Here is a 23,041-nt window from a genome sequence, read left to right as displayed (position 1 = left end):
GACTAGCCACGCTTCACCTGGCCGAGGACGTCGGTGATCAGCTCGCCGCAGGTGTTGTAGTACTGGACGATCAGCGTGTACGTGACACCCTTGGTGAGGAAGATCGGGGAGTACCGATTGGTGTCGTTCAGAACGGAGTTCGAGGCGACCACGGGCTGAGGGCTGAAGACCTTCGATCCTTCGCTGGACAGGAAGATGTAGGAGGCCTTGCTCCTGCCGCGCAGCTTGTCGCCGAAGGCGGCCAGGAACTCGTTGTCGGGGATGGTGAGCGTTTCACCGGCCTTCTCGCCGCCGATGAAGGCATTCGCGGCCGTGAGCCTGCCGTCGCGTTTCGGCGCTCGGATGAGCCTGACGTAGGCGGGGGTGCGACAGTTCTGCTGCTGAGGAGTCGCCCAGAACCACAGGTCCCGTCGACGGTTCCAGTCGTTCTCGTCCCAGCGGTCGTTGTGGCCGTTCCAGTCCCTGCGGTCGTTGCGGTTCTTGCAGTCGTCGCGGTCCCTGCGATTGTTCCGGCTTCTGCGGTCCTTGCAGTTGTTGCGGTCCCTGCGGTCGTTCCAGTCCCTGCCGTCCCGGTCCCCCCGGTCGTAGGAGTCCTGCCGGCCCTGCGAGCCACGCTGGCTCAGCGTTCCCGGCTGGTCCGGCTGCGCCAGCGTCTGCGCTCCGCTCTGCGGCAGTTGGGCCGGTGGTTGCTGCCCCTGCGACTGCTGGGTCGGCGGCCGCCCCTGCGGTTGCTGGGGCTGAGATTGAGACTGAGTCTGCGGCTGTCCTGGCCGTTGCTGGGGCGGAGATTGTGGCGACTGCCCCCTGATCAGGCCCGCGAGGCGTTCCGCGGCGGCGGTCGTCACGATGCCTCCGGCCCTCTTCAGCTCCTGCTCGAGCCAGTCGCTGAGGCTCCCGTTGGTCGAGGGGGTCTGTCCGGGCGTGCCCCGCGGTGGGGTGGAGGTGCCGTTCGGGCCGGTCTGCGGCTGGCCGCCGTTCTGGGGCGGCACGGGCGTGCCCGTGTCCCCGGGGAATCCCCCACTGGGCGGCAGGGGGTTCGGGTTGGCGAAGTCGCCGAGGTCACCGAAGAAGTCGGAGATGTCGAAGCCGCCCGAGCCGCCGCCCGGCGACGTGAACCCGGAACCGGGGTCGAACCCTCCGAACGGGTCGGCGGTCCTTGTGCCGGCGCTGGCCGTATCCGTGGTGAACGCGGCCGCGACGACGGCGCTGCCGACGGCCAGCCCGGCCACCGTGCGGCGCAGTCTCGAAGGTGATCTCACAGTGCTCTCCTCTTGCGTCGGAAAGATTCCGGAGATCCCTGACTACGGCGGCGTTCAATGACCAGCCAGACGGCGACCATCGGTGGTCAACGCCGGTCATCGGGGGCACCGCGCCGGCGAGACGGAGATCGTCGCTCTACAGGGCATGGATGACAGCGGATTCGGGAAGGTTCCAGTACCTCGCGGGCGGTGTACCGCTCGACGACCTCACCTGATGTGACTCCGAGAGGGGTGAGACGATGCCTCGGATCGCCGATCTCCGGCTTGGGGCACCCTTGTCCCTCTCAGGGAGACACTCCCGTTTCGGCAAGCAGGCCATGCTCGGTCTGGAGGTCTGGCGGTCCCTCGACGACTCCGCGGAGGTGATCGTCGAGGACGACCGCAGCGATCCGGACGTACTGGAGCACGTCCTTCGCGCGCTGTCGGAGCGCTGCGACATCCTGCTGGGGCCGTACTCCACCGGGCTCGCACGGAGGGCGGGAGACGTCGTCGCGGGGCTGGACCGCCTCCTCTGGAACCACGGCGGCTCGGGCGACGATGTGGAAGCGGCTCATCCTGGGTATGTCGTCTCGGTTCCTACACCGACGAGCCGGTACGCCGAGCCCTTCGTCCGCCATCTCGCTGAGAGCGGCAACAGGAGCCGGTTGTGGATCGCCGAGGGCAAGGGAAGCTTCGGGCGGCAGGTGGCCGGGGGTGCGGAGGCCTGTGCGAGGGAATGGGGCATTCCGGTGAGTCGTATCGGGTCCGGGGACAGCCTTCCGGCGTATGGGGAGTGGAATCTGCTGTGTGCCGGGTCGTTCGACGAGGACGTCGAAGTGATCAAGCAGGCCGGGGGTCCGCGGGTCGTTTGTGCCGTGGCGGCAGGGGTGCGGGACTTCGGCGAGGCCATGGACGAACCGCGGGGGATTTACGGGGTCGGGCAGTGGTTCCCGGGTGGCGGGTATGCCGAACTCGGCGTTTCCGAGCGGGAGTTTCTCGACGCCTATCGGGAGCGGTCCGGGACCTTTCCCGACTATCCCGCCGTCCAGGCCGTGGCCACCGCGATCATCGCGACCCACTGCGCCGCGGAGGCGGGAAGCACCGGGCCGGAGGAGTTGTGGGGCGTCGCCGCCGCGCTGGAGACCACCACGTTGTTCGGCGCCTTCGCGATCGACCCGCACACCGGCCTCCAGGTCGGCCATCGGGCGGTGCTCACCCGGTGGGAGGCTGATGGGCCCGTCGCCGTGGGCTGAGCAAAGGGTGCGGCCCGCACCCGCCGGAGCGGGCGCGGGCCGTACGAAGGGTGTCAGATCCGGCTGATGCGGACCGCGTCGGCGATGACGAGGCCCGTGCCGGAGGTCCAGCGGCTCACGCCGACCACGTTGTACGTGCCCGCGTTGAGGGAGAACGTGCCGATGCTGCGCCACGCCCCGCCGCCCGAGCGCTGGTCGACGTACACGGTCTGGTTGCCGCCCGATGCCGCCACGATGTACGGCGCCGAGCTGTTGTACCCGGGATCAGCCGGATGCCAGACCTCGACCCGGTACGTGCCGGCGCTGGGGATCGTCGCCGAGTACCACGCCGGGTCGCTGGCGGCGACCGGGTCGGCGAAGCGGTAGTCGGCACCGTACCGCTGGCTGGAGTAGGCGGAGGTGCCCCAGTTGGCGCTGGCGGTGAACTGGCCGGCCGTGGTGTTGTCGACGGTCGTCGTCCACGACGGGGTGCCGCCACCGGTCACGTAGTTCATGTACGTGGTCCAGTTCCAGTGCGAGCCCGGGTCTGTGTGGGTCGCGCCGGGCACCTCGTTGTGGCCGATGATGCCGGTCCTGGTCTTGGGGATGCCGTACTTGTCGCACAGGGCCTTGGTCAGGGCCGCGGAGGCCCGGTACATCGCGTCGGTGAACCACGAGGCGTCGTTGACGAAGCCCTCGTGCTCGATGCCGATGGACCGGTTGTTGTAGGTCGAGTTCCCCGCATGCCAGGCGACGTCCTTGTCACGCACCATCTGGGTGATGGCGCCGCTCGAGGACTTGACCACGTAGTGCGACGAGACGTTGGCGCTCGGGTTCTGGAACCAGGAGATGGTGCCCGCGTACGAGCCCTGTGTCACGTGGATGATCACGCGGTCGATGTTGTAGTCGCTCTCGCGGTTGGCGACGCGGTAGTTGCCGGAGTAGGCCGGGACCCAGGCGGCCGGCGGGTAGTCGGGGCTGGCGACCTCGGCCTGCGCGTTCAGGTCGCGGGCCGTGGCCAGGTCGCCGCGGTCGGCGGTGACCTCCTGCGGCTTGACCTGCACGCCGCGGGCGTCGATGCCGAGGCCGAGCTGCTCGTACACGGCGTCGGCGTACAGGCGGGCCAGCTCGGGCGAGGAGGCGTTGCCGTACTCGGCGACGGCCTGGTACCAGCGGCCGATGTCCTTCCTGGCGGTCTCGTCGAGGCCCAGCGCGTCGGCGCGGGAGCGCAGGACCGCCGCGCCGCCGAGGATGTTGGCCTCGTCGTCCTTGCGCAGCTTCTCGGCCGGGAGCTTGGTGAGCTCGGCGGCCTTCTCGAGCGAGTGGTTGGTCGGGTTGCTGACCAGGTGCATCATGCCGTAGCCGGCGCTGGCGCTGGGCTCGCCGTTGTGGCCGTCGAGGTGGGTCTCGGCGTAGGCGAGGGCGACGAGCAGGTCACGCGGCACGTCGTACTCGGCCGCCGCCTTGGCGAAGGCGGCGGGCAGCGGGGCCTCCTTGGCCACTGCCATGGTGGGCTGGCCTGCGGCGATGAGGAGGACGGCGAGAATCGAGGTGGCGAGGGCTGCTAATCGCGTGCGGGCGAGAGTCATGGGTGCTCCTCGTTCACAAGGGTGACGGGTGCAACGTATGGCATGTCCTGACTGATGTCGATAATTGACATTACTTTGGTGTTAGGTGAAACTTTCCGCCCACAGGTTTCTTGAAGACTATTGCGCTTCAGTCTGATTGCCCTGAAGATTCCCTTCGTGACCGCGCTCTTGCGTATCGCCTTAGCGGCGCTCACCGCCGCACTCGTCAGCGTCGTCGTCCCCACCGCTTCCGCAGCCGCTTGCATGATCGACCCCGCCACCCCCAAACGCCAGCTCAGAGCCATGTGGATCTCCACGGTCGCCAACATCGACTGGCCCAGCCGCACCGGGCTGAGCGCGTCCGCGCAGCAGGCCGAGTTCCGCGCGTGGCTGGACCTGGCCGTTGCCAAGCGCATGAACGCCGTGGTCGTGCAGGTCAGGCCGACGGCCGACGCGTTCTGGCCGTCGCCGTACGAGCCGTGGTCGCAGTGGCTGACCGGCACCCAGGGCGGCAACCCCGGGTACGACCCGCTGGCGTTCATGGTCAACGAGGCCCACGCCCGCAACCTGGAGTTCCACGCCTGGTTCAACCCGTACCGGATCGCCAACCACGACGACCCGACCAGGCTCGTCTCCACGCACCCGGCACGGCAGAACCCCGGCTGGCGTTTCGCCTACGGTGGCAAGCTCTACTACAACCCGGGTATCCCGGCGGTACGCGACTTCATCGAGGACGCGATCATGGATGCCGTCTCCCGCTACGACCTCGACGGCGTGCACCTCGACGACTACTTCTACCCCTATCCGGTCAGCGGGGAGAGCATCCCGGACGCCGCCACGTACGCCCAGTACGGCGGCTCATTCGGCAACGTCGGCGACTGGCGGCGCAACAACGTCAACCTCCTCGTCCGCGAGCTCGACCAGCGCATCCACGCCGCCAAGCCGCACGTGTCCTTCGGGATCAGCCCGTTCGGCATCTGGCGCAACTCCGGCACCGACCCGCTCGGCTCGCGCACCTCGGGGCTGCAGTCGTACGACGCCATCTACGCCGACAGCCGGCAGTGGGTGAAGCAGGGCTGGGTCGACTACATCGCGCCGCAGATCTACTGGCACATCGGCTTCTCCACCGCCGCCTACGAGGTGCTCACCGCCTGGTGGTCCGACGTCGTACGGGACACCGGCGTGCAACTCGTCGTCGGCCAGGCCGCCTACCGCGCGGGCGCGTCCGGCCAGGACGCCGCCTGGCAGGACCCGGCCGAGCTCAGCGACCACCTCACCGACAATAGGAAACATTCCGAGGTCGTCGGCGACGTCTACTTCAGCGCCAAGGACGTCAAGGCCGACCGGATCGGCGCGATCACCAGGCTCGTCAACGCCCACTACACCAAGCCCGCGCTGCTGCCTGCCCGCGGCTCGGCGGCCGCCCCCGCCGCGCCGGTCATCACCTCCGCAACCCAGGTCACGGGCGGCGTCCAGCTGACCTGGACCGGGTCGGGGACGTCGTACGCGGTCTACCGCGTGGCCGGTTCCCCGTCCGCGGCGGACCCGTGCTTCTTCGCCGACGCCCGCAACCTGATCACCACCACCAGGAAGACCACCTTCACCGACCCGACCGCCAGCGGGACGCAGACCTACTACGTGACCGCGCTCAACAGGACGCACCAGGAGAGCGCGCCCAGTGCGGGCAAGGTGGCCTCCGGCGGGTCCGCGTTCAGCGTGGTGATCGACAATGCCGGGTCCGGCTTCACGGCAAGCGCCAACTGGGGCACGTCCACGTATTCGACACAGTTGCACGGCACCGACTACCGCTTCGCCGACCCGGTCGCGGCCAGTGATCCCGCCTGGTTCCCGGCGTCCATCCCGAGCGCGGGCAGCTATCGGGTGGAGATCTGGTATCCGGCCAACTCCGGGTACAACAGCGCGACACCGCACATCGTGGCAGCGTCGGGCGGCAATCAGACGGTCACGGTGGACCAGCGGTCGGGGGGCGGGACGTGGCGCGGCATCGGCACGTTCTCCCTCAACGCGGGCACGTACAACGTGGTCGGGGTGAGCCGCTGGACCTCCACGACGGGGTACGTCATCGCCGACGCCGTCCGCATCACCAAGGTCTGAGCCGGGGGACCTCGGAGGGTGGGCAGGCCGGGTCGGTGATCGTACGATGAGCCGGTGGACGGTGCCCGTCCGCGGCCTGCCGACGTGGTCGCGGTCCTCGTCGCGGCAGGCTTGACGCTGACGACCGGCTCTACGGGCCCACTCCTGCCGATCCTCCTGGCCACCGCGTTGCCGGTGGTGTGGATGCGCCGCGCGCCGCTCACCGTGGCGTGGATCGCCGCCGGCGCGGCGGTCGCGCTGCCCGTGCTCTGCGTGCTGGCCCCGTCCGTCGTGCCGCCGCTGTACGAGGTGCTGGTGTGGCCGCCGTCGTGCCCGTTCGCGGTGTACGCGGCGATGCGGTTCGCGGCCGAGCGGCAGCGCCGCACCCTGCGCTGGCTGCCGGTGATCACGATCGCTCTGGCGGTGCTGCTGCTGGCCGAGTGGCCGGCCGCCGCGCCCCTCGTCCTGCGTACCGAGGTGGTGATCGCGCTGGCGGTGCTGTACGGCCTGTACGCGGAGGTCAGGGCACGGCTGGACCGGGCGCTGGAGGAGTGGACCGAGCGGGTCGAACGCGAGCGGCTGGCCGGCGAGATCCACGACGTCGTCACCCACCGCGTCAGCCGGATGGTGTTACAGGCCGGGGCCCTGGCCGACGCCACGGCCGACGAGCGCGGCAGGGTGGCGGCGGAGGAACTGCGTACCACGGCCTTCGAGGTGCTGGACGAGCTACGTCACATGGTGGCGTTGTTACGGCCCGGCACCGGGGAGGGCTTCGACCTGGGGCTGCCGCTGCCGGACCTGCGTTCGGCGATCTCGGAGTCCGCCTGCGCCGGTGTGCCCGTGGAGCTGGTGGTGTCCGGCACGCCGGTCCCCGTCTCCGGCGCGGTGGGGCGGACGGCGTACCGGGTGGTCCAGGACGCCCTGGCGAACGTCTGCGACTACGCGCCCGGCACGGACGCCCGGGTCGGGGTCCGCTACCTCCCTGGCGTCGTCCGGATCAGCGTCAGCCACACCTCCGGACGAGGGCCTCGGGCAGGAGGACGCGGATGGCCTGCACGACGTACGGCAGTGGGTCGAGCTGGCCAGCGGCACGCTCAAGGCCGGCCCGGTCGAGGACGGCGGCTTCCACGTCGAGGCCGTCCTCCCCACGTCCCCGCCCTGAATCAGCCGAGGCGACCAGCCCGCGGCTCCGCCTGACCCCGGCCGAGGCGACGCTGCCTTGATCCACGAGTGGGCCGCGGCACCGCCCCGGCTCAGTCGCCGTCCAGGTCCAGGAGGCGGCCGAGCCGGGCGTTTCCTTCGGCGGGATCGTAGCCGGGCAGTGCCTCGCGCATCAGGTCGTGGACCTGGCGTTCGGACTCCTCCCGGCCCAGGCGGACGGCCGCCAGCACCTCCTCCGCCAGCGTTTTGCTGTCCAGGCGCAGGGCACGCGGGCCGAAGGTGACCTCCAGGACCCTGCCGTTCGGGTCCACGGCGGCCTTGACCTGGCCGGACCGCCCCTGCCCGATGCCGACGATCTTGTCGAGCTCCTCCTGGGCGGTCTCCAGCCAGGCCAGCATCCGCTCACCCTGGCGGCCGAGCTCGTCCAACTGTCCGGTCTTGATGTCAGCGGGATCCATCCCGTGGGCGTACACGCTTGCCTCCAGCCTAGAGAAGATCGCGGGCCACCTGCTCGACCCTGGCGCGGACGAAGTCCTCATCGAGCGGCGGGGGCATCTCGGGGGCGTCCCCCATGGCCCTGCTCGCGATCTCCTGGGCCTGCCGCGCCGCGTCCTGCTGGGCCTCCTGGAGAACCGCCGTCACCCGCCGGCCGAGCTCGGCCTCGCCGAGCCGCAGCGCCCGCGGGTCGATGCGCAGCCCGGTCATGTCGCCCCTGCCGTTCGCGCTCGCCTCGACCAGGCCGTCCTTGCTCGCCGCCCGCCCGGTCACGTCCCGGATCGCGGCCTGTGCGTCCCGCAGGCCACGCACGGTCTGCCGTGTCTTGGCGAGGACCTGTTCCAGGTATTCGAGGTCGTCTTCCGGCGCTGGTATCGGCATGTCGTACTCCGGCGGGCAGCGGGTGGAGTGAACAGTTTAGACACATCCGATATAGATCTTTGACCTGCAATGTCATGATCGTTAATGAGAAGTGTCGCCATGATCCTGAAATATCACGGTATGGTCGGCGAACATGACGGGACTTGAGATGTCCATGGGGGCGGTGGGGCAGGAGGCCTCCCGGATCAGGACCCATGGCGAGGACTCCGGGGCCGCCGTTGAGGCGTACGGACAGCAGGGCGACGGTGTTTCCTCCTGGCATGACGACGGGCTGTTCGGCGTGTTCGCCAGCATGTACGCCGAGTGCCGGCAGATGACGGTCGCCGCGCTCACTGGGCTGTCCGGGGAGATCACCACGACCGGCGACGCCCTGCACACCGCGACCAGGAACATGCGCGACACCGAGGTCGTGAACACCGAGAACGTCGGCGGCGCATGGGCCTGAACCTGCCTCCCGAGCTCGCCGGCATCATGTCGATGCTCGGTCCCTGGCCGGCCATCGACGAGGACATGATGCGGGCGGAAGGCAACGCCGACCGGGCCGCACGCGCCAACGTGATCCCCGCCGCGGAACGGTCCGATGTGGCGGTCCGCAACACGCAGCAGTTCTACCGCGGCGAGTCGGCCAATGCCATGGGCCGCCACTGGAGCACGGTCTCTGGCGACCACCTCACCCAGGCCGCCACCGCGATGCGGATGTCGCCCGCGTTCCTGGACGGCGGCGCCTCCGTGGTGTCCGCGGTGAAGATCGCCTCGGCGACGCAGGCGGCGGCCGCGTTGGTCGACGTCCACAGGCTGCTGCTGATCGGTGGCGCGGCAGGCGGCGCGGCCGCCACCGCCCGGATCCTCATGCGCCGTCAGGTCGTCGGCAAGATCCTTCGCGAGGGCAGCGAGGGCACCGGCAAGGTACTGGCCCCCATGCTGAGGCATCGGGTCACGGACCCGATGCGCCGCATCCTGGAGAATCTGCGCCGCCCGGGAGGCCCGGGAGGCAGCCCAGCGCTGGCCGGCGCGGGCGGCCGCACCGTGGGCCTGCGGCCGCCCACCCGGTTGCAGGGCTTCGGCAACACCTCCGGACCGTCCCGGGGAACGATGGCTATGTCGCGCGGTGGCCGCGGCGGCGGCCGCGGGCGGCCGGATTCCCAGGCCAACCTCACCGCCAAGGAGCAGGAGGCGGTCGAGGCCAAGGAGGCCGGAAAGCCGTACGACCGGAGTATCTTCAACCGGGCGGCGGGGAAGGTCCGGCAGGCCGAGAAGTTCGATGGCGAGCGGAACAAGCAGAAGCGGGGCAGGAGGTAAGAACAAGTGGCCGACCAGCTGGGATTCCAAGCTCGCCACTTCTCCCTGAACAATCCACGGGGTGAAGGACAGGACGACGTGCCCAACCTGCTGCGCAGGCTCGCCAGCACGCTGGAGGAGATGGGCAGGATCGAGATCCGCGACCTGGTGCTGCACAACGACACTGACGATGACGGCGATCCGTGGCCGTTCGTCACGGTTTACTTCGACTACGTGCAGGAGGAGGAGCCTAACGGCAACGGCTACGGCCAGTACTGACCCCGCCGAAGATCTGATGGAGGGCGGGAAAGGCCGACGCCGGTCTGACGCGCGGTGTCATCCCAGGGAAAGAACGAAAACGTCCCGGGAAAGGATGCCCGCGGGCCTCGCACAGGCGAGTGTGGAGCCATGAACCGACCAGCCCGGACGGCCGCCGTCCTCGTCGTGGCCGTGCTGCTCACCTCGTGTGGCGCGTCCACCACCACCCCGGCCGCCGACGGGCACTCCAGCGATTCCGGACACTCCGCCACGGCCACGTCCACGACCGCCCCGCCCCGGGGCGGCGAACGGTTCGTCACGCTGACCATGGCGGAGCCGTACACGCCGGGTCCGCCCAACGGCGGCACGGACGACTACCGCTGCTTCCTCATCGACCCGAAGCTGGCGAACCGGATGTTCCTGACCGGTGCCCAGTTCCAGCCCCAGAACACCGACCTCGTCCACCACGCGATCTTCTTCAGGCTCACCCCGGAGCAGGCCGAGCGGACCCGCGAGCTCGACGCCGCCACCCCCGGCCAGGGCTACACGTGCTTCGGCGACTCCGGCGTCGACGAGGCGTCCTGGGTGGCCCACTGGGCGCCCGGCACGAACGAGACGCTCCTCGACGCCGAGTACGGGTACGAGCTGCCGCCAGGCAGTCAGCTCGTCATGCAGGTCCACTACAACCTGCTGGGCGTGGAGGGCAAGCCGGGCACCGACCGCTCGGGGATCCGGCTGCGCCTCGCCGAGCGGGAGCTGACGCCGCTCGAGACCGCGTTGTTCCCGGCGCCGGTGGAGTTGCCGTGCACGCCGAAGGAGTCGGGCCCGCTGTGCGACCGGGCCGCCGCGGTGAAGGACGTCGCCGCCAGGTTCGGCAAGGACATCGAGCAGCAGCTGGCCGACCTCGCCGAGTTCTGCCGCCCCAAGCCTGGCCCCACGCAGCACTGCGACCTGTCCGTCGGGGGCCCGGCCACCGTGCACGCCACGGCCGGCCACATGCACCTGCCCGGACGTGCCATCAAGGTCGAGCTGAACCCCGGCACACCGGGGGCCCGCACATTGCTGAGCGTGCCCGACTACAACTTCGACGACCAGGCGCTTCGTGTGCTCCCCGCACCCGTCCAGGTCAAGAAGGGCGACGTGGTCCGGGTGACCTGCACGCACGACGCCCGGCCTGCGCGCCCTGCTGCCGCAACTCCAGAAGACGCCGCCGCGATACGTGGTGTGGGGTGACGGCACCAGCGACGAGATGTGCCTCGGCATCGCCATCGTGTCCGCCGCTTAAGGCACAGGCATTCCCGCCGCTCGTCGCTCCTTCCGGTGCTAGCTGACTGACTCGTAGCGCACGGTGCAACAGTCCGGGACGCTCCCGTGCGTCCTGGTGAGGACGGGGGTGGCGATGAGGCTCAGGGAGTTCGTTCAGCCAGCACGTCGTCTGGCGAACCTGGACGACCTCTCCGTTGCGCCCACGTGCGCGTCACCGGGGCGGCAATCCGCAGTTGGCCGCTTTCGCGGTGGGGTGGCAGACGCGTGTCGCCTGGCTTGGCTGACTCGACGATCATGAGCCGTGTCAGTCATCGGAAAGACCGGCTGGGGCACCAACAGGTCTGTCCTCGGCGAGAGTCACTGTCGACATGGTGCTCAAGTCACACTCCGTACATTCGTCGATTGCTGAGGCGGACGGGCGCTGCTGGTGAGGAGCGAGGGAGACGCCATCTGGGCCGTCAGCCTCAAGGCGATTGCGTAACGCCTGGGCGTGACCTTCTAAACCTTGAGCCATTGGATCTGCCGCGAGCCCAACTCGACGGCGGCCTTGCAAAGGGCGGGAATGTGGGAACCGTCGGAAGTGAGCAGGCGGCCCGGTGCGTTTGTAGAAGCCGCAGTAGCCGTCACTAGCGCGTCGATGACGTTGTCGTGACCATCGAGCCCGGCGCACTCCAGCAGTGTTGCCGCCAGGTCGGCCAACTGCTCGGTGACGGGCATGATCACCAGCCGAGAACGGAGCCAGCGCATGCGGGCCGCTGCCTGTCCGGTCCTACGCTGTTCAGCGAGGGTGACGACACTGACGGTTGCCGCATACCCGTCCTCTCGGGCGACTTCCACCAGGTCCACGGCGTCGGCATGGTTATCGGACAGCAGGGAGAGGGCTTGAGCGTCGAGCACCAAGAGTGGCCCAGGAGCCGTGATCGGAACGTTTCTCAGGCGTCGTGCCACCGACGCCTCGCTCGCTCCAATCGTTCTTCGCTGATGGGGCCGTGCTGCCGCTCGTACTCATCGACGATCTCGCCTGTCTTCATCAGGGCCAGCCAGTGCTGCGCGGCTCCGGCCATGAAGGCAGAGAACTCGCCACGTCCGACGCGGGCGTCGATCTCGGCGGCAAGCTGTTCTGGCATGGTGATGGCCTTCTTGACCTTCGGGCCAGGCGCATCGTGGACGACATACAAGGCGGCACGTGACGGTTCTGCGTCGTGAGGCATGGCCTCGTCAGCTACAGCATTCATAGACTCATCATACCGTTAGTATGACGATCAAGGATGGCTAGAGGTCGAATTCCCAGAGCCGTAGATCACCGAGAGGAAGCGCACCAGCACCGCCTCCCTGCCGGCCGGGGGAAGCGCGTCCAGGACCGCGTTGACCATCGCCATCTCCGGCTGCCCCGCCCCCGGCCGCAGGTCCACTCCCACGGACGCGGCCAGCTCGGCGAAGGTGGCGTCGTCCAGCGCCTCCAGATCCAGGCCCGCCACCAGCTCGACCAGCCCGTCGGGCAACACGACGGGACCGCGCTCCGCGGCGGCGGCGGCCGAGTCGGCGATCACCTTGAGCATGGCGTCGACCCCGGCCAGCATCACCCCGGTCACGGTGATGTGCAGGTTGGCAGGGATGCCCGCGTACGACAGCTGCGGCTGCAGGAACCAGCCCCGTGCCCGGGCCTCGTCCGCCAGGACGAACACGTCGATTCCGTCCCCGGTGAAGGCCACCAGCGACGACTCCGGCTCGCCCAGCACCCGCAGCCCGGGGATCGCGGCGATGCCCTCGCGGAGCTTGGTCGTGGCCTCCAGCGTGACCCGGCCGAGCTCCTCGTACCCCTGCCGGCCCAGCGCCTGCAGGGTGGCCCAGGCGCCGCCGAGGGGGCCCGCCGACCTGGAGCTCTGGACGGTCGCGTTGATGATCGTGTAGCCGGGCCAGCCGGCCGAGGCGAAGTACGCCTTGCGGCGCATCGCGGGGTCGGCGAAGAGCACGACTGAGGCGCCCTTGGGGGCGTACCCATACTTGTGCAGGTCGCAGGAGATCGACGTGACGCCGTGCACGGACAGGTCGAACGGCGGGATCGCCGCGCCGGCCGCACGCAGCCACGGCAGCAGCCACCCGCCCACGCACGCGTCCACGTGGCAGGGGACGCCGGCCGCCGACGCCACGGCGGCGACCTGCTCGATCGGGTCGATCACGCCTTGCGGGTAGGACGGCGCCGAGGCGACGACCAGGATTGTGTCGTCGTCGATCGCCTGCTCGACGTCCGCCGCCCGCACCCGGTACGTGTCCAGGTCCACAGGCACGGCGACGACCTCGGCACCGAGGTAGTGAGCGGCCTTGTGGAAGGCGGGGTGGGCGGTGACGGGGACCACCAGGTTCGGGCGCGAACGCCCGCCCAGGTCGCGCGCCGCCTTCACGGCCAGCATGATCGACTCGGTGCCGCCGCTGGTGAAGATGCCGTGCCCGCCTCCAAGCACGTCGGCGACCGCGCCGACGACCTGCCGCTCCATCTCGACCACGCTGGGAAACGCGGTCGGGTCGAGGCAGTTGACCTCCAGCATCTCGAAGTACGCCCGCGCCGCCGCGTCGTTGACCTCGGCCCGCCCGGTGTCGTAGACGTAGGCGGTCACCTGGCCGCCGCGCACCGGTAAGTCGTGCTCCTTCATCCTGGCCACCTCGGCCAGCAGGTCCTCGGCGGTCCGTCCGGTCAGGGGAAGGTTCACGGGGGGCTCCTTCGTGGTGCGGCCGTGCACGAGACGGCGAACGACCGAACATAATTCCGCCGCGCTCTCCCGGTCAATGGTCTCAGTCCGGCGCCCATGATCTTGTCCAGGTGCCGGACCACGGGCCGCCAGCTCGCGGGCAGCGTGTAGCGAGTGGCGTGCCGCCCCTTGTAGGCCAGCCGGTACGCGATGAAGTCCGCCCCCGGCGGCTGCGAATGGATCATCTGAGCGCGTCCACCGGCTCCATCCTGGCCGCCCGCAGCGCGGGGTAGAGTCCGGCCAGCAGCCCCACCACGGCGCCCGCGACGGGCGCGGCGAGTGCCAGGCGCACGTCGAGGAGCGGCGTCCACTGCTTGGCCGCGGACACGACGACGACCGTCACCACGCCCAGGCTCGCGCCGATCACCCCGCCCGCCAGCCCGATCAACGTCGACTCGAGCAGGAACTGGGCGGCGATGTGCCGCCTGGCCGCGCCGAGTGAGCGCCGCAGGCCGATCTCGGCGACCCGCTCCATCACCGTGACGAGCGTGACGTTGGCGATGCCGACCGCGCCGACGACGAGCGAGACCAGGCCGAGGATCAGGAACAACGCGTTGACGTCGGCCTGCGCCTGGTCACGTGCCCTGGTGGGGCTGGGTGGGGCGATCACCTGCAGCATGTCGCCGTTCCCCGGGCTCAGCGCGTCCGGGGCCTGCCCCGCGATCAGCCCGGCGGCGCCCAGACTGGTGTTGACCAGCACTCTGGTGACGTCGCGCAGCCCGAAGCGGCGGCCCACAGGGGGTGGCACGATCACGGCGGTGCTCAGGTTCCGCTCGCGGCGCAGCTCGCCCAGGATGCCGATGACGGTGTACGCGTGCCCGCCAATGAAGATCGCCGGCGCCTGGTCGAGTCTCGTGATCCCGAGCATCCTGGCCGCCTGGTCGCCGATCACCGCCACCCGGTCGCGCCGCCTGATGTGCCCGGCGTCGTAGAAGCGGCCCCGTACGATCCTGCCGCGTGCCGCCTCCGGCAGTCCGGTCGTCGCCGCCAGCACGGTCAGGGTCTGCGTGGTCACCCTGGTGGGATCAACGATGGTGTTGGAGCGCACCGACAGGTTCGCGCTGTCCTTCGACTCGGCCACGGCGGCGGCCGACTCCACCCCGCGCAACCGGGTCAGCCGGTCGATCGCGTCCCACTCCACCAGCGGAACGTGCTCCGCCTCCGGCACTTCGACCGTGATCGCGGTGGCGACCAGCTCGTCGAAGCGGCCGACGATCTGGTTGCCCGCGGTGGCCGCCACGCCGAGCGTGACGACCAGCGTGGTGATGCCGAGCACGGTGCCGAGCGTGGTGAGCGCCGCCCGCACGGGTCTGGCGAGCAGCCCCGCGAGGGCCTCGCCGGCCAGGTCGCGTACGTGCATCACGCTTCCGCCAGCACGCCGTCGGTGATCCGGGCCCGCCGTGCGGCCCGTTCGCTGACCTCCCGTTCGTGCGTGATCACCACCAGGGTCAGCCCCAGCGCGCGCAACTCGTCGAACAGGTCGAGCACGGCTGCGGTGTTGCGGCTGTCCAGATTGCCGGTGGGCTCGTCGCACAGCAGCAGCGACGGCTCGCCCATGAGGGCCCTGGCGATGGCCGCGCGCTGGCGCTCGCCACCCGACAACCGGTCGGGCGGGAAGCCCGTCCGGTGGCCGAGCCCGACTCGCTCCAGCGCCACCAGGGCCCGCTCCCTCCTGCCCGTGCGCGGCCGTCTGGAGTAGATCTCGGCGAGCATCACGTTCTCCACCACGCTGCGGTGGGAGAGCAGGTGGAAGGACTGGAAGACGAAGCCGATCCGGTCGCCGCGCAGCCTGGTCCTGGCCGCGTCGCGTAGCGCCGTGGTCTCGGCGCCGTCGAGGCGGTAGCTGCCCGAGCTCGGGCGGTCCAGCAGGCCGAGCACGTTGAGCAGGGTGGACTTGCCCGAGCCGGACGGGCCGGCGATCGCCAGGTAGTCGCCCCGGTCCACGCGGAGCGAGACGTCGTCCAGCGCCGTGACCGGTGGCTGCGCGGGATGGGTCTTGCTGATCCCCCGCAGCTCGATGACCGGCTCAGCCATCCCCGACCACCACCCGGTCACCTTCCTTGAGCGCGCCGGTGACCTCGACATTCCCGTCGGCGGCCAGGCCGGAGCGCACTTCGACGTCCCTGGTCTGGTCGGGTGCGTACTCGACCCGCACGCGGGCCTTGCCGTCGGCTCCCGTGATCACCGCGGCCACCGGCACCACCAGGACGGGCTCCTTGGTCGCGCCCACCGTCACCTTCGCCGTCACCGCGGTCCCCGCCCGCAGGCCCTTCGCCGAGTCCGGCGTGAGCAAGACGGGCTGCGCCCCGTCCTTGGGTTCCTCGGCGCTCGCGGCTCGCACTCTGGCCGGCTCGCCGACCGCGGTGAGCCGCGCCTGGTACGTCTTGCCCGTGTCGAGCTCGATCATCGCCTCCATACCCGGCCGCAGCAGCTCGGATTCGGCCGCGTCGACCGAGCCCGTCACCATGAAGGAGGAGCCGGTCACGGTCGCGATCTCGTCCTCGATCCGCTGCCCCGCCTTCACTTCGCTCTTGTCCACCCGCGCGGGCAGCTTCGGCAGGAACACCACCTCGCCGGGCGGGACGACCGTCCCGTACGTACGCGCGAACTCGGCCAGCATCGCCTTGGCCGCCGCCACGTCCTTCCCGGCGTTGGCCACCTTGAGCTGGGTCGGGGAGAGTTGCCTGGCCTGGCGCAGCGCCTGCGCGGCGGTGGCCAGCGCCTCCCGTGCGGTCCGCACGGCCTTGCGCAGCTCCTCCAGTTCGGCCTCCCGGGCCTGTTCGGCTTCCTCGAGAACCCGGTCACGGCTCGCGCGGGCCGCCGCGAGATCCGCCCTGGCGTTGGCCACCCGCAGCTCGAGGAACTGCGTGTCGGCAGCGGTGGACGGCGGGGCGGTGGTCCCGGGGGCGGCGGAAGGCGTGCTGGTGGGCGGGTTCCTGGCCGCGGCGAGCGCCTGCTCGGCCTCCAGCAGCTTCTCCTCGGCCGCCCGCACCGCCGCGTCGGCCGCCGCGAGCTTGGTCTCGTCCTCGGGCGTCAGCCGCCGCGACTCGGCCTGCTTCAGCCCCCGCTGCGCCGCGGCCAGGTCGGCCTTCGCGTTGCGCACCTTGAGCTTCAGCGGAAGCACGTCACGCCCCTGGTCGAGCGCCTTCTTCTCGGTCGCGAGCGTCTCCTGCGCCGTCTGCACGGTCTTGCGCAGCGTGTCGTACGTCTGCCGGTCGGTCAACGACGGCTGCTGGGCCTCGTAGCCCTTCGCCGCGTACATCCTGGTGACGGCGGCGATCGTGGCCCGGTCGAACACGCCGGAGCGCGGCCCGCCGTGTCCAAGCCGGCGCAGCGCCCGCTGCAACTGCTCGACGTCGTCGCCCTTGGCGCCAGGGGTGATCGTGCGGTGCATCGGCACCGAGCCACGAAGCGCGAACACCGGGCGCCCGTTGACCTCCATAAGCACCGCGCCTTCCGCGAGCCGGCCCTTGCGTGGCGCCCGGGTCGCACGCTGCAGCTCGGACGTGCCGCCGACGGCTCCGGCCAGGCTGATCGGCAGTGGCGAGCCGTACTCCAGCGTGCCGCTGACCACGACGGTGCTGGTGAGCTTGCGGCGCTCGACGGCGGCGGTGATGAGGGAGGGCTTGGGCGCGGCGCGGCGGGCGGCCTCGTCGGCCGGGGAACGCAGCCGCGTGCTGAGCGCCCAGCCGACCCCGGCGACGACCACGACGCCCGCCATGACAGTGATGAGTAGCTTGCGTGGTGAGGTCATGAGGGTCGTCACATGCCGAACTGCTCGTCGATCTGCTTCTGTATCACGAGCTCCTTCGGTAGGTAGGCGGCGTAGAAGTCCTTGCCGCATTCCAGGTCGTCGAGCGCGGCCTTGATCTCCTTGGACAGGTACGGCCTGGCCTCCTCGGGGGTGAGCGTCGGCGCGTACCTCATCGGGATCTCGCCCTCCTTCACCGGAGGCGGGACATCGGGTATGTCGTCACGCTGCGCGCGTCCCAGCCGGTCCTCCTGATCGATGAACTGCTTCGAGCCCGTTTCGGACATGGCCTTCGGTGTGGTGTCGGAGATGGAGTAGCCCTTGCCCTTCAGGCACGTGGCCATGGCGGAGGCCAGCTCCACCAGTTGGGGATCGGAGTTGAGGGTGCTCTCGATCGCCCGGGTGGAGGCCTTGCTCATCTGGGCGTAGTAGTCCATGTCCGACTTCACGTCCAAGCCGAGCACCTGCTTGACCGCCGTGACCGTGCAGGCGTCGCTCGCCTTCCGGTACGCGCTCATCTGGGTCTTGGACAGTGAGGACTGGATCTCCCAGTTGGGGTTGATCTCGGGGTTGTCGGGCTTGACGGCCGGGTTGCCCATTTCCTTGGGGTAGACGTGCATGGCGAATACGCCAAACCCATATTTTTCGCGAAATTTCCGCATTGCTGAGTAGTCGCCGGAATTGCGCTTGTCATCCTGCAGGGGCCACTCCTGCTTCGACACGAACGCGACGTACTTGAAGCCCTTCTGCTTCATGCAGTCCGCCTTGGCCGCTTCGAGCTGGTGCTTCTTGTCTCCGGCCGAGGCGGTCGGGGGATGCGGCGCGCGCTCGGCGGCGCCCCCGCAGCCGCTGAGCAGGACCGGCACGGCCAAGGCAAGGAATGCCTTCTCCATCGCCCTCACAGCCCACTCCCTCCGAACTCCACCGACACCCGGTTCTCGACCTGCCTGAACTTCGGCAGGTACGTGGCGTAGAAGTCCTTGCCGCACTCCAGGTCGTCGAGGGCCGCCTTGACCTCCTTGGCCAGGTACTGCTTCGCGGCGGCCACGGGCAAGCGCGGCTCGTAATATCCCCGGTCGCCCTTCATGTCGCGCCCTTCGGGCAGGTCATCGTTGAGCGCGATCTGCCGCTTCTGGGCCTCGAACTCCTCCCAGCCCCGGATGTGCATGTCCGATGGTCTGAGCGAGTCGACCCGATACCCCTTGCCCTTGAGGCAGTCGCCCATGGCCGCGGACTCGCGCCAGATTGCCCGGTCCCTGTAGAAACTGGGGTCGGCCAGGTTGATGAAGACCCCAAAGCCCGACTCCGCGCGCTCCTTCCTCATCGCTTCGTAGTCCCCAAGCCCGGACTTGCGCGACTCCTCCGGGATGTCCTGCTTGGGGATCCACGGAACGTACTTGAAGCCCTTGCCTTTCATGCAGTCCGCCATGGCGGACTGGATCAGGCGGGGTTTGTCCGATCCGCCGGTCGCCTTGGGCGCGGGCGGCGTATCCGCCGCGGCGGAGCAGCGCGCCGCCGAGACGAGGCAGGGCACAGCGAGATCCAGACACGATCGCTTAAGCATGGCAAGGACGGTACTACGTTTAACGGAGTATGGTCAATCCAGGCAGTGTCGCCGCGGTCTGAAGGGGGCTACGGCCGAGGCCAGGGTCAGCAGCAAGAGCACTCCCCAGTACGCCAGGTGCTGCCGGGTCAGTTCCTCGGCATGCATGACGAACCCGCTGGAGGTCACCAGCAGGTAGACGCCCGACGCGAGCGCCCACCGGTGATCGCGCGCCAGGTAGGCGCTCGCCGTGGCCAGCCCCAACGCCGCCGCCTCCACAGCGATCCTGCTCAGGCTGAGCGGGAACGCCGTCTCCTCGGCCATCCATTCGGGCCCGGCCCACGCGGCGGGCACGATCGCCACGGCCCACCACCATGATCTGGCCCGCGGTGCCTGGCGTCGGGAGGCGAGCACCAACAGGCCGATCAGCACGGCCGCATATTCGGCCGCGACGGTGAACGGGCTGCTGTCCGCGAACAGGGCCCGCCCGCCGAGCCACGACGGGTAGACGGGCAGCAGGGTGACGTCGAAGGGCTGTTCACCGCTCGCGAGCGCGACCGCCTTGACGGCTGTGACGAGGGTGAGCGGGAGCGCGGCGACCATCCATCCCCGCAGGACGGCCAGCAGCGTCAGTGTCGACAGCAGCGTCCAGAGCGGCAGCGCGCCCGCGTACGGCAGCAGCGCCGCCAGGTTCGCCGCCGCCATCGCCGTGACGGCAAGGTGCAGGCCGTCCGCCCAGGCGCTGCCCGACGCCTGGTGTGCGATGCGGCTGCGTACGCCGCCCGCGAGCAGGCCCCACGCCTCCTTGAGCACCGGGACGGTCCGGCCAGGCTCAGCGGATTCCAGCAGGACGTCGAGCAACTCGTCGCCGTGCGTGGCGCGGTACTGCCGCGGATAGGCCAGCAGCAGCCGGCGATACCGCCGCTCCAGTGCCGTCCAGGGGTGGGCCGGCTCGACGGCCGTCATGGAATGGACGGCCGCAGGACCAGCGACGCGGCCGCCTGCATCCGTCTGGCCTCGGCCTCCACCAGCGCCTGGCCCTCGTCGGTGATCCTGAAGTAGCGGCGGTTGCGGCCGTTGACGACCTCCTCGCGGTCCACGGCGATCACGCCGCGCTCGTTGAGGCGTTCCAGGATGCCGTAGAGGGTGCCGACCGACGGCTGGACTCGGCCCCCCGACAGCTCCTTGATCGACTTGCTGATCGCGTGTCCATGCAGCGGCCCCGCGCGTAGGGCGGTGAGCACGAAGTACATCGGCTCGCTGACTTCAGACGTTCCCCTCGGCATGCGCTGACATTATTCCGTTGAACGGAGCGTCGGCAATGCCTGTGCCCGGCGGCCCGCAGGCCGCCGGGCGATCGATCATCGGCAGCGGCCGCCGTTCAGGTGGAACACTTCAGGCGCCGGGTTGGGGCCCCATGGGTTCGTGCCGGTGAAACCGAAGGTCACGGACCTGCCCGGCCTGATCTTGCTCTGGCTCTTGGCCGTCACCACCGAGCCGGACTGCGACAGCTCCGCGCCCCAGTCCTGCCGGACCCGCTGGCCGCTCAGGAACGACCAGCGCAGGCTCCATCCGTCCACGGTGTGCTTGCCGGTGTTCTCGATCACGACCTGGGCGGTGAACGTGCCAGAACCGTGCGCGGTGTAGCGCACCCGGCAGTCCGAGCGCTCGCCCTTGTCGGTCAGGAAGGCCGACACCCAGGCCAGCGGGGAGTTCCAGTTGATGGTCAGCTCGTTCGTCGCCCACGACTCGATGTGGTCGATGTAGCAGAACTGCGGCTTGCAGCCCCGGAGCAGCCGCTGCGCGAGCGGGTCCTGGATGCTGGAGTTCGGGCCGCCGGACAGCGTGCCGCGCGGCGGGTTGGGCAGCGCGGGGTCGAGCTGGTGGGCGTACCAGCGGCTGTGCTGGTTCTTCGAGGCCACTTCGCCGTAGCCGGTCACGTACGACTGGTTGAGTGCGTTGCGGCCGAGGATGTAGTCCATGCCCTCGCGCACGGCCGACCTGTACTTCTCCTGCCCGGTCAGGTCGAACGCCGTCGCCATGACGACCATGTTGTTCAGCACCAGGTTGTTGGAGCCCCAGTCGAAGTCCGGCGGGTTGTACGGCAGGCCGTACGGGTGCGCCTTCTGGATCGCCAGGTACTTCTCGGCCCCCTCGATCACCGACTGCCGCACCCGCGCCCGGTCGGGCAGCCCGTTGGGCACGGTCGCCAGGTCCAGGCGCCCGAGCTGGGCCGTGTTGCCCCAGTCGAAGCCGCGATCACGCCAGATATCGCCGGTGTGGTGCGGCGAAGCCAGGACGAAGTCCTTGAACTCCTTCTCGCCCGTCGTGAGGTACAGCTCGGCCGCCGCCCAGTAGAACTCGTCGGTCACGTTGTCGTCGTTGTAGGCGCCGCCGCCGGTGCCGTCGTTCGGGTCGGCGTACCTGGCCGGGTTGGCCTTGGCGGCCGCCCATGCCTTGCGGGCCGCCTGGAGGTTCTTGGCGGCGAACGCGGCGTCGTACGGGGCGAACAACCGGGCCGCCTGCGCCGCCGTCGCGGCCAGGTTGAGGGTGGCGGCCGTCGAGGTCGGGTGCAGCTCGCGCAGCTGCGGGTCGAGGTGCGGCAGCAGCGGGAGCCCGGTCCAGTTCTGGTCGTGGATCTTGTGGTGCGCCATCCCGGCGAACGGCTTGCCGTCCGGCACTTGCATGCTCAGCAGGAACTCCTGCTCCCACCGGGCCTCGTCCAGGATGTCCGGCTTGCCGTTGCCGCTCTCGGGGATGTTCAGCTGGCCGTCCTTGAAGGCCGCCTTGTCCCGCTCGTACGCGGCCATGAGCTGGTAGACCGAGATGCCGCCGTTGACGACGTACTTGCCGTGGTCGCCGGCGTCGTACCAGCCACCCTTGACGTTCAGCGAGTAGTCGCAGACGCCCGGCTGGCACGGCACGCTCACATCGCCCTGGTTGGGCGCCACGCCGACGTGCCCGGCCGGCCTGCCGTACCCCGGCCGGAGGCTGTCGAGGATCTCGATGCCGCTGCGCTGGGTGTAGTAGAACTTCAGCGCGTCGGCAGGCAGCTGGTCATAGATGCCGGTGTCGATGTCGAACGGCCGGCTCGTCTCGCCGTCCGCCGTGATCGTGTAGTCCTTGCCGGGCTTGCGGAAGCCGCTGAAGTCCAGCGTGTGGACGTTCTGCCCCGAGCTGGCGTCCACGCCCTTGGGCGTGGTCGTGCCCTGGGCAACGGTCTCGTTGGCGGCGTTCTTGAGCTCCCAGTCCAGCGCAGTGGTCGCGGTGGTGACCACGGTCGCCTTCTTGGGTCCTGACGGGAGGTAGCCGACCATGTTCACCCGGACCCGCGGGCCCGTGTCCGGCTCGTAGACCTCGGGCTCCGCGCCGCCCTTGAGCGACACGTCGTCCATACAGAACCTCCAGGGCTCGGCGCTGCCGCCCAGCTGGAACACGACCTGGGAGTTCGGCAGCGACACGGGCGCGGTGAACGTGTAGGAGTAGGAGTTGCCCGAAACGCTCATTTCGGGCGCGGCCGACAGGTACTGCGTCCACGGGTCCACGGGAAGCTGGATCAGCGCCCTGCCGACCTTGGCCGGGGTCGCGGAGGCGTTGAACCCGTAGGCGTACGTCTCGCCTTCCACCAGAGGGATGTCGTTCTGGCCGATGATGACGTCCCACGGGTTGGCGGTGCCGCCGGGGATGTCGGCGCAGAGCCGTCCCTCGTCGACGGCGAGCGTGACGTTGGCGGTGCCCCACCACGGGGCGGTTCCGGTGTCGAAGGTGCCGTTCACGATCTGCTCGGGCCCCTCGTCCGCGGCGTGCGCCGCCGTGGCGGGGGACAGGGCGACCATGGTGAGAAGGGCCAGTAAGGCGGCCCGGCATCGGGTCATGGAGGTCCTTTAGGGGGGTTGGGAGCGCTCCCAATGAGAGCCTTCTGATCCTCCTTTCCCGCCGCCGCCGCGTCAACGGGTGCGCACCATCGGTCCTCGAAGACTGTGAAAGTTTCACGATCGGGTGAGGTCCTTAGACCCCGCGGCGGTCGGC

General features: G+C 69.7%; 23 protein-coding genes. 7 read left to right on the top strand and 16 right to left on the bottom strand.

What is annotated here, in order from left to right; translation table 11 throughout:
- Positions 1–2 precede the first annotated feature (2 nt).
- Entirely contained in the window at positions 3–1,259 is a 1,257-nt protein-coding gene (locus tag ACTWPT_RS19680; protein WP_443178875.1) for a hypothetical protein, read from the bottom strand.
- A 317-nt stretch (positions 1,260–1,576) separates the two neighbouring features.
- Here ACTWPT_RS19680 and ACTWPT_RS19675 point away from each other — a divergent pair, with 317 nt between their 5' ends.
- Positions 1,577–2,491, top strand: coding sequence for an ABC transporter substrate-binding protein (locus tag ACTWPT_RS19675; protein ID WP_443178874.1), 915 nt, complete (start codon positions 1,577–1,579; stop codon positions 2,489–2,491).
- A 53-nt stretch (positions 2,492–2,544) separates the two neighbouring features.
- Here ACTWPT_RS19675 and ACTWPT_RS19670 read toward each other — a convergent pair whose 3' ends face one another.
- Positions 2,545–4,059, bottom strand: coding sequence for a golvesin C-terminal-like domain-containing protein (locus ACTWPT_RS19670; protein WP_443178873.1), 1,515 nt, complete (start codon positions 4,057–4,059; stop codon positions 2,545–2,547).
- A 156-nt stretch (positions 4,060–4,215) separates the two neighbouring features.
- On the opposite strand from ACTWPT_RS19670, the gene ACTWPT_RS19665 reads away from it, so the two are divergent.
- Together ACTWPT_RS19665 and ACTWPT_RS19660 are read left to right on the top strand one after the other, a co-directional pair.
- Positions 4,216–6,153, top strand: a complete 1,938-nt coding sequence (locus tag ACTWPT_RS19665; protein ID WP_443178872.1) for a family 10 glycosylhydrolase — start codon at positions 4,216–4,218, stop codon at positions 6,151–6,153.
- Positions 6,154–6,207: 54 nt separating this feature from the next.
- On the top strand, positions 6,208–7,329 hold the full coding sequence (locus tag ACTWPT_RS19660; protein ID WP_443178871.1) for a sensor histidine kinase: 1,122 nt from the start codon (positions 6,208–6,210) through the stop codon (positions 7,327–7,329).
- Between the two features lie 56 nt (positions 7,330–7,385).
- On the opposite strand, the gene ACTWPT_RS19655 is transcribed toward ACTWPT_RS19660, so the two are convergent.
- Together ACTWPT_RS19655 and ACTWPT_RS19650 are read right to left on the bottom strand one after the other, a co-directional pair.
- On the bottom strand, positions 7,386–7,751 hold the full coding sequence (locus tag ACTWPT_RS19655; protein ID WP_443178870.1) for a YbaB/EbfC family nucleoid-associated protein: 366 nt from the start codon (positions 7,749–7,751) through the stop codon (positions 7,386–7,388).
- Between the two features lie 28 nt (positions 7,752–7,779).
- Positions 7,780–8,169: a YbaB/EbfC family nucleoid-associated protein gene (locus ACTWPT_RS19650; protein WP_443178869.1), complete on the bottom strand. Its 390-nt coding sequence runs from the start codon at positions 8,167–8,169 to the stop codon at positions 7,780–7,782.
- Positions 8,170–8,302: 133 nt separating this feature from the next.
- Between ACTWPT_RS19650 and ACTWPT_RS19645 the strand changes: the two genes are divergently transcribed.
- From ACTWPT_RS19645 to ACTWPT_RS19630, 4 genes are all read left to right on the top strand, one after another.
- Positions 8,303–8,614, top strand: a complete 312-nt coding sequence (locus ACTWPT_RS19645; RefSeq protein WP_443178868.1) for a hypothetical protein — start codon at positions 8,303–8,305, stop codon at positions 8,612–8,614.
- Positions 8,605–9,468, top strand: a complete 864-nt coding sequence (locus tag ACTWPT_RS19640; protein WP_443178867.1) for a hypothetical protein — start codon at positions 8,605–8,607, stop codon at positions 9,466–9,468. Before ACTWPT_RS19645 ends, ACTWPT_RS19640 begins: the two co-directional genes overlap by 10 nt.
- A 6-nt stretch (positions 9,469–9,474) precedes the next feature.
- Positions 9,475–9,726 carry a hypothetical protein gene (locus tag ACTWPT_RS19635; protein ID WP_443178866.1) on the top strand — a complete coding sequence of 84 codons (252 nt, stop codon included), beginning with the start codon at positions 9,475–9,477 and terminating at the stop codon, positions 9,724–9,726.
- Between the two features lie 129 nt (positions 9,727–9,855).
- Positions 9,856–10,938, top strand: coding sequence for a monooxygenase (locus ACTWPT_RS19630; RefSeq protein WP_443178865.1), 1,083 nt, complete (start codon positions 9,856–9,858; stop codon positions 10,936–10,938).
- A gap of 531 nt (positions 10,939–11,469) precedes the next feature.
- Here the strand turns inward: ACTWPT_RS19630 and ACTWPT_RS19625 are convergent.
- The 12 genes from ACTWPT_RS19625 to ACTWPT_RS19570 form a co-directional block, all read right to left on the bottom strand.
- Positions 11,470–11,868, bottom strand: a complete 399-nt coding sequence (locus ACTWPT_RS19625) for a type II toxin-antitoxin system VapC family toxin (protein ID WP_443179033.1) — start codon at positions 11,866–11,868, stop codon at positions 11,470–11,472.
- Positions 11,869–11,903: 35 nt separating this feature from the next.
- Positions 11,904–12,149 (bottom strand): hypothetical protein, encoded by a 246-nt coding sequence (locus tag ACTWPT_RS19620; RefSeq protein ID WP_443178864.1) that lies wholly within the window; start codon positions 12,147–12,149, stop codon positions 11,904–11,906.
- Positions 12,150–12,233: 84 nt separating this feature from the next.
- Positions 12,234–13,679, bottom strand: coding sequence for a pyridoxal phosphate-dependent decarboxylase family protein (locus ACTWPT_RS19615; protein ID WP_443178863.1), 1,446 nt, complete (start codon positions 13,677–13,679; stop codon positions 12,234–12,236).
- The gene (locus ACTWPT_RS19610) at positions 13,676–13,903 is read right to left on the bottom strand and encodes a hypothetical protein (protein WP_443178862.1); all 228 of its coding nucleotides are present in this window, start codon (positions 13,901–13,903) and stop codon (positions 13,676–13,678) included. The genes ACTWPT_RS19615 and ACTWPT_RS19610 overlap by 4 nt, the downstream gene beginning before the upstream one ends.
- Entirely contained in the window at positions 13,900–15,078 is a 1,179-nt protein-coding gene (locus ACTWPT_RS19605) for an ABC transporter permease (protein WP_443178861.1), read from the bottom strand. Before ACTWPT_RS19605 ends, ACTWPT_RS19610 begins: the two co-directional genes overlap by 4 nt.
- Positions 15,078–15,752, bottom strand: a complete 675-nt coding sequence (locus ACTWPT_RS19600) for an ABC transporter ATP-binding protein (protein ID WP_443178860.1) — start codon at positions 15,750–15,752, stop codon at positions 15,078–15,080. The genes ACTWPT_RS19605 and ACTWPT_RS19600 overlap by 1 nt, the downstream gene beginning before the upstream one ends.
- Positions 15,745–17,484 carry a peptidoglycan-binding protein gene (locus tag ACTWPT_RS19595; RefSeq protein ID WP_443178859.1) on the bottom strand — a complete coding sequence of 580 codons (1,740 nt, stop codon included), beginning with the start codon at positions 17,482–17,484 and terminating at the stop codon, positions 15,745–15,747. Before ACTWPT_RS19595 ends, ACTWPT_RS19600 begins: the two co-directional genes overlap by 8 nt.
- Entirely contained in the window at positions 17,481–18,371 is an 891-nt protein-coding gene (locus ACTWPT_RS19590; RefSeq protein ID WP_443178858.1) for a hypothetical protein, read from the bottom strand. The genes ACTWPT_RS19595 and ACTWPT_RS19590 overlap by 4 nt, the downstream gene beginning before the upstream one ends.
- Positions 18,368–19,033 (bottom strand): hypothetical protein, encoded by a 666-nt coding sequence (locus ACTWPT_RS19585; RefSeq protein WP_443178857.1) that lies wholly within the window; start codon positions 19,031–19,033, stop codon positions 18,368–18,370. The genes ACTWPT_RS19590 and ACTWPT_RS19585 overlap by 4 nt, the downstream gene beginning before the upstream one ends.
- 33 nt (positions 19,034–19,066) lie before the next feature.
- Positions 19,067–19,978, bottom strand: coding sequence for a hypothetical protein (locus tag ACTWPT_RS19580; RefSeq protein ID WP_443178856.1), 912 nt, complete (start codon positions 19,976–19,978; stop codon positions 19,067–19,069).
- On the bottom strand, positions 19,975–20,298 hold the full coding sequence (locus tag ACTWPT_RS19575; RefSeq protein WP_443178855.1) for a PadR family transcriptional regulator: 324 nt from the start codon (positions 20,296–20,298) through the stop codon (positions 19,975–19,977). Before ACTWPT_RS19575 ends, ACTWPT_RS19580 begins: the two co-directional genes overlap by 4 nt.
- 75 nt (positions 20,299–20,373) lie before the next feature.
- Positions 20,374–22,887, bottom strand: coding sequence for a glycoside hydrolase family 9 protein (locus tag ACTWPT_RS19570; protein ID WP_443178854.1), 2,514 nt, complete (start codon positions 22,885–22,887; stop codon positions 20,374–20,376).
- Positions 22,888–23,041: the final 154 nt, after the last annotated feature.

The organism is Nonomuraea sp. 3N208 (assembly GCF_052245935.1).
In the GTDB taxonomy this organism is placed as follows: Bacteria; Actinomycetota; Actinomycetes; order Streptosporangiales; family Streptosporangiaceae; genus Nonomuraea.
This window is presented reverse-complemented; position numbering and strand designations above follow the sequence as displayed.

Bases quoted from the DNA above. Each gene is read 5' to 3' on its own strand.
- ACTWPT_RS19675 (WP_443178874.1), top strand. From the start codon at position 1,577: ATGCTCGGTCTGGAGGTCTGGCGGTCCCTCGACGACTCCGCGGAGGTG.
- ACTWPT_RS19670 (WP_443178873.1), bottom strand. From the start codon at position 4,059: ATGACTCTCGCCCGCACGCGATTAGCAGCCCTCGCCACCTCGATTCTC.
- ACTWPT_RS19655 (WP_443178870.1), bottom strand. From the start codon at position 7,751: ATGGATCCCGCTGACATCAAGACCGGACAGTTGGACGAGCTCGGCCGC.
- ACTWPT_RS19650 (WP_443178869.1), bottom strand. From the start codon at position 8,169: ATGCCGATACCAGCGCCGGAAGACGACCTCGAATACCTGGAACAGGTC.
- ACTWPT_RS19645 (WP_443178868.1), top strand. From the start codon at position 8,303: ATGACGGGACTTGAGATGTCCATGGGGGCGGTGGGGCAGGAGGCCTCC.
- ACTWPT_RS19640 (WP_443178867.1), top strand. From the start codon at position 8,605: ATGGGCCTGAACCTGCCTCCCGAGCTCGCCGGCATCATGTCGATGCTC.
- ACTWPT_RS19630 (WP_443178865.1), top strand. From the start codon at position 9,856: ATGAACCGACCAGCCCGGACGGCCGCCGTCCTCGTCGTGGCCGTGCTG.
- ACTWPT_RS19610 (WP_443178862.1), bottom strand. From the start codon at position 13,903: ATGATCCATTCGCAGCCGCCGGGGGCGGACTTCATCGCGTACCGGCTG.
- ACTWPT_RS19605 (WP_443178861.1), bottom strand. From the start codon at position 15,078: ATGCACGTACGCGACCTGGCCGGCGAGGCCCTCGCGGGGCTGCTCGCC.
- ACTWPT_RS19600 (WP_443178860.1), bottom strand. From the start codon at position 15,752: ATGGCTGAGCCGGTCATCGAGCTGCGGGGGATCAGCAAGACCCATCCC.
- ACTWPT_RS19585 (WP_443178857.1), bottom strand. From the start codon at position 19,033: ATGCTTAAGCGATCGTGTCTGGATCTCGCTGTGCCCTGCCTCGTCTCG.
- ACTWPT_RS19580 (WP_443178856.1), bottom strand. From the start codon at position 19,978: ATGACGGCCGTCGAGCCGGCCCACCCCTGGACGGCACTGGAGCGGCGG.
- ACTWPT_RS19575 (WP_443178855.1), bottom strand. From the start codon at position 20,298: ATGCCGAGGGGAACGTCTGAAGTCAGCGAGCCGATGTACTTCGTGCTC.
- ACTWPT_RS19570 (WP_443178854.1), bottom strand. From the start codon at position 22,887: ATGACCCGATGCCGGGCCGCCTTACTGGCCCTTCTCACCATGGTCGCC.